At 43.9% G+C, this 4248-nt stretch carries 5 protein-coding genes; all 5 read right to left on the reverse strand.

The window, feature by feature from the left end:
* Positions 1–123: 123 nt before the first annotated feature.
* Positions 124–528, reverse strand: coding sequence for an acetyltransferase (locus ENN47_08975; protein HDP78296.1), 405 nt, complete (start codon positions 526–528; stop codon positions 124–126).
* Positions 529–1114: 586 nt separating this feature from the next.
* Positions 1115–1363, reverse strand: coding sequence for a type II toxin-antitoxin system RelE/ParE family toxin (locus ENN47_08980; GenBank protein HDP78297.1), 249 nt, complete (start codon positions 1361–1363; stop codon positions 1115–1117).
* Positions 1347–1634: a hypothetical protein gene (locus tag ENN47_08985; protein HDP78298.1), complete on the reverse strand. Its 288-nt coding sequence runs from the start codon at positions 1632–1634 to the stop codon at positions 1347–1349. The genes ENN47_08980 and ENN47_08985 overlap by 17 nt, the downstream gene beginning before the upstream one ends.
* A 228-nt stretch (positions 1635–1862) precedes the next feature.
* A complete protein-coding gene (locus tag ENN47_08990; GenBank protein HDP78299.1) occupies positions 1863–2909 on the reverse strand; it encodes a hypothetical protein in 1047 nt (348 codons plus the stop codon).
* Positions 2896–3696, reverse strand: a complete 801-nt coding sequence (locus ENN47_08995; protein ID HDP78300.1) for a hypothetical protein — start codon at positions 3694–3696, stop codon at positions 2896–2898. The genes ENN47_08990 and ENN47_08995 overlap by 14 nt, the downstream gene beginning before the upstream one ends.
* Between the last annotated feature and the right edge of the window lie 552 nt (positions 3697–4248).

Below are 4248 nucleotides of genomic sequence, written 5' to 3' on the forward strand. Positions count from 1 at the left end.
AGTTTTTCAGGAAGCCCTAATATAGTGAAGGTCTCGAAGGATCTAGCAGTCTTCTGTGTGAAGAACTGAGGCTAGCCGCAAATCACTACACCATTGGCCGGGAAGGCGTGAAGCTACCTACTATCAGGCGTCAATAAAACGTATTAACTGAATCAATGAGTCGTTGTCAAGTGACTCTTGAAGAAAAGCGAAGCCATTGTCTTCGTAAAGCTTTCTGAGACCTGGAATCGGTTCACACTCGATGAGAATACACCGACCTCCAACTATCTCATAGGCCTCTCTGATGGTAGCTATTGCCCGGGCGACAAGTTCATTCCCATCTATCTCCGAGCGATGAGCATCGTTCTTTCCAAGCTGGCCAATGAGGTAAACAACGAAGGTAGAACTCCGCTTGTTCCCCAGGTCATCAAGGTGTTTTCTAACATTCTTGCTGATTCCCTCTCTAAGGTTGAGTGCTTTCGTCGATACCGTGAAATAAGCGATGATATTTGTCTTCCCATTAATCAAGGCTTCTTCATCCAGTATCAAATAGGTCCGGGCTCTTTAAGCCTTCTCGAATGTAATCGCTTTTTCTCTCAAACACGTTTCGACGTCGCTGTTTTTCAAGCAAAAAAAAAGAGGGATAAAACCTCCCTCACTTCACTCTCATCGTACTTGTCTAGCAGGGCCTTTAGCGGCGTAATGTTTTTGGTAATAAAGATACACTCCTCTCAATGGAGGCTTTAACGTCTATATACTCTTCCTCGGGCCGCTTCTTTGCAGCTTTCATTGCTTTAACCATATTCTCCGCGGCTTTTTGGTCGATATAAATCTCTTTCTCGAATGTTCTTGTTGCCATAATTCTCCCTTCTTTCTAGTGCCTTTATAATTTATTCTATCATTTCGACACAGCATTTCTGCAAATGTTCACCAAAATCCTAGTCCTTCAAACTAATCAACTCGCCTATAGAACAACTGGCAATTTATAAACACATTGCCGATTGTTCGAATAATGACACAATAAGGGCTTCAGTTCTTGTAAGAGTCGGGAGTCTGACCCGTTAAATCTCACCGGTTAATTCTCAATCATTTCTCAAATGAGCTTGATGTTATCTATGCGCGTCTCCGCGTTTAACTATCTGAACCCAAGAATTAAAAACTCATCTCCCCGGACCTGGAAAATGATCCTGTAATCGCCGACCCTCAATCGAAGTATTCCGTTGTATTTGCCCGAAAGACTTTTAACGTCCGGTTCCTTGCTAGTTTTTCCGTCGTAGTAATCTACAAGCTGTCGGAAGCTTTTGTCTATTCTATTCTTGACCGCGGTATCGAGCTTTTCATGTTGCCTCTTGCTCGATCTCGTGAAGCTAATCCGGTAACTCATAGCTATCGACGATTTCCAGATCCTCTTCCGTCATCTGATCGAGTATTCTTGTTAGCTCTTCATTCTCTTCCGGGTCGCAAGACTCGCTAGTAGCCATTATCTTGAAGTACAGAGAGTTGTAGCCTTTTGTCTTTATGAGATTCCATAGAGCCGTCTCGATTATTTCACTGGCGCTTTTGCCCTGTACACGACCTAGCTCTTTCAGAACCTTCCATGAAGAAGGAGTCATCATGATATTGTGTCTCTCTTTCGTTTCCTGGATATCTTTCATGCGATCACCACCTTATACACACTATGTGTATATTGAGTCTAACACAAGAACATATGATCTCCTGCTTTCGATCAAAGTATCAGGCTCAATATTTCAATAGCTACGGGTCACTCAACTGATTGGTGGTAAAGCCGTTACAGCAATAGCGGAAACTGCCATTCCTAGAGGACAGGTTGCTATTGGCGCACCCGTTTTGCACCAACCTCAATAAAATCACGGTGACACTCATTATCTGGTAGAAGTACCGATCTGCTCTATAGCTTTGCTGAAGTATGCGTAGGCCTCAGGACTCACCGTGGATAATTTGTTTAGAAATGTAAATGACTCATCGGTAATCCTTACGAAGAGCTCGTCTCTGGACCACCTGAACAGTGCATCACTTTCCCCGAGCAAACAAGCTGCCAGATAAGCCACTTTAGCGGCATCGGAAAAGAATTTTGTCTGTTTGTAGTTGAAACCAAGAATATGTGACGACAGACTCGATCTTCCTGAATCCAGTTCTCTGTAATGATCTGGCTCTCTCTTTCCCCTGGCGCCAATAAGGAGTGCCGTCTCAAATACGTCCTTCAGAATATCCTCTGGAGCTAGAGACTGCATTCCGCGGTAATGAGCCTCAGTTAAGGCGATTCTCTTAAACGTATCCCTTACAGTTCTAGTGTTTTTGTGGTAATCAAAGAGAGTGGCGATGTCATAAAGCTGTTTGCAGATTTCCATTCCCTTTCTCGCATCATAAGGAATCCCCGTAGTGTTGGGTGCGAAGGCCGTGAGCTTGTCTCCAAGAATCGCATCAATAGAAGGTGTTGTAACCGTCGTTACTGGATTTTCGGTGTGTAAAACATAACTCCTGATCGGTGTCTGAACTAACTCAGTGTGTAGAGGCTTCTCATACAGGGCGTCAATTAGAATATATGCGTTCTTCTGACTGGGATTGACCGAGTCATAGTAGAACTTGAAATGCCTTACCGGGAAGACGGTCTTTCTTATGTCCTCTTCATAGCTTGAGAATCTGCCGGTCGAAATAACTTTGCTGAAAGCAGCACTCAGGTTAGTTCTAGGCTCAACAATGATATCTATGTCAATGGATAGGCGTTGAACTCTATCCAGAAGCAGGATTAGAGAAGTTCCTCCTTTGAACGTTAGATCCACACCGTTGATTATCAGCAACTCGAGAAGCTGAAGAGCCTTGATCGTCTTTTCTAGCAGTATCTGGTCACAACCCAGCTCAACTCGTTTAGCCTCAAGATACTCTCTGGTCAAACAACTATCGGAGATCATCCAATACCTCCCCGTGACCTGTCAGCTTCTTTGAGGTAAGGTAGTCAGACATTTCCTGTCTTTTACCTCTCCTTGTGGCATATCTTATGATGGTATTTACGTTCAGAGCGTATGTATTGAAGGCATTTCTGAAAACTCTGTCCATTTCGGCACCACCGAAAGGCTCAAGAACGGGCCCCCCTGAGAACAGATCCACAAGCATTTTTTCGAGCCTCGGTACGACGACTCCATCACTCTCTCCTACCGGTGCTTCGGTGATGAGTCTTCCGACAACTATTGTGGGAGATTGACCTGAAACATACAGATCGATATCTTCGGCAGAGGGATTTAGGAGTAGCAAAGTTCCGGTAAGAGAGGAGTTCTTCTCCAACGATTCCTGCAGCACTTCAAAGACGGCCCTTTCAGTTTCTCTTTCCGATTCAACAACTATTGTCTGCATAGAGACTATGTGAAGTGCGAACTCGTTCAGCCAGGAAGGCCTCCAGACGCATATTCTTGTCAGCGGCAGCCGTTTGCTTAGCTCAAGATATACCTTTCCAAGAATTTGGTCTATCTCTGGCGTATAATCGTACAGCTTTTTGAGAGTGTACAGACCCCTCCCGACCGGAGTTATGACTCCGCTCCTTTTCAGAGCATTCAGCCTGGTGCGGATAGTAACCGGGCTTATCTCTTCTCCGGGAAGAGTGAGATATGGCTTGAGCTCACCGGTAGTAAAGGAGTCCCTATCTTTAAGCTCTGAACTTATTCTCTTACCACTACTCTTTGAGGACCAGGTCTCGTCTTTCAAATCGATCAACTCACTTTTAGAACAACTGGCAATTTATAAACATATTGCCGTTTGTTCTAATTATAGCAGATGTTCTTTCCTTTCCATGTGGAAATACTAAGAGTACTTTTTTAGAATGTGCTACCGTGTCAATCCGAATCTCTGGCTTCGTCAGGTGATTTGCGCAAGAGCATTGTGTTTAATGAAGTATCTTGGAGTTCCGTGAAATCTCCCAAGTTCGTGCCTTCAGCTTTTGTAGTTTTGCAGATTCAAAAATCGCTTTCTCATTGAATGAATGACATTATTAGCCCTCATCCGAAAACTTATCTAATAAGTGTTTTGCAGGATGTCTCATTGTACTCATTCTCAACTTTGACAGCAAAGAATCTGAAAGCAGCTAAACAAGGGGAAAAATGAAAAGAAAAACAGACGTACCACCACAGTGGTCTGTTATGCAATCTCTTTGAGTAGATCCGGGGGTCTTATTTTGAGTGCTTTGAAAGCGTCGTAAGCATTGCCCATCATTTCAGTCCTTGCAAGAAAGCGTTTGCCTTCTACCGTTAGCTCAACTGC

Origin of the sequence: Mesotoga infera (assembly GCA_011045915.1) — a bacterium.
Classification (GTDB): Bacteria; Thermotogota; Thermotogae; order Petrotogales; family Kosmotogaceae; genus Mesotoga; species Mesotoga infera_D.

What these genes read in the sequence shown, in the direction of transcription:
- ENN47_08980 (HDP78297.1), bottom strand. Translation starts at nt 1,363, where the DNA reads ATGAGTTACCGGATTAGCTTCACGAGATCGAGCAAGAGGCAACATGAA.
- ENN47_08990 (HDP78299.1), bottom strand. Translation starts at nt 2,909, where the DNA reads ATGATCTCCGATAGTTGTTTGACCAGAGAGTATCTTGAGGCTAAACGA.
- ENN47_08985 (HDP78298.1), bottom strand. Translation starts at nt 1,634, where the DNA reads ATGAAAGATATCCAGGAAACGAAAGAGAGACACAATATCATGATGACT.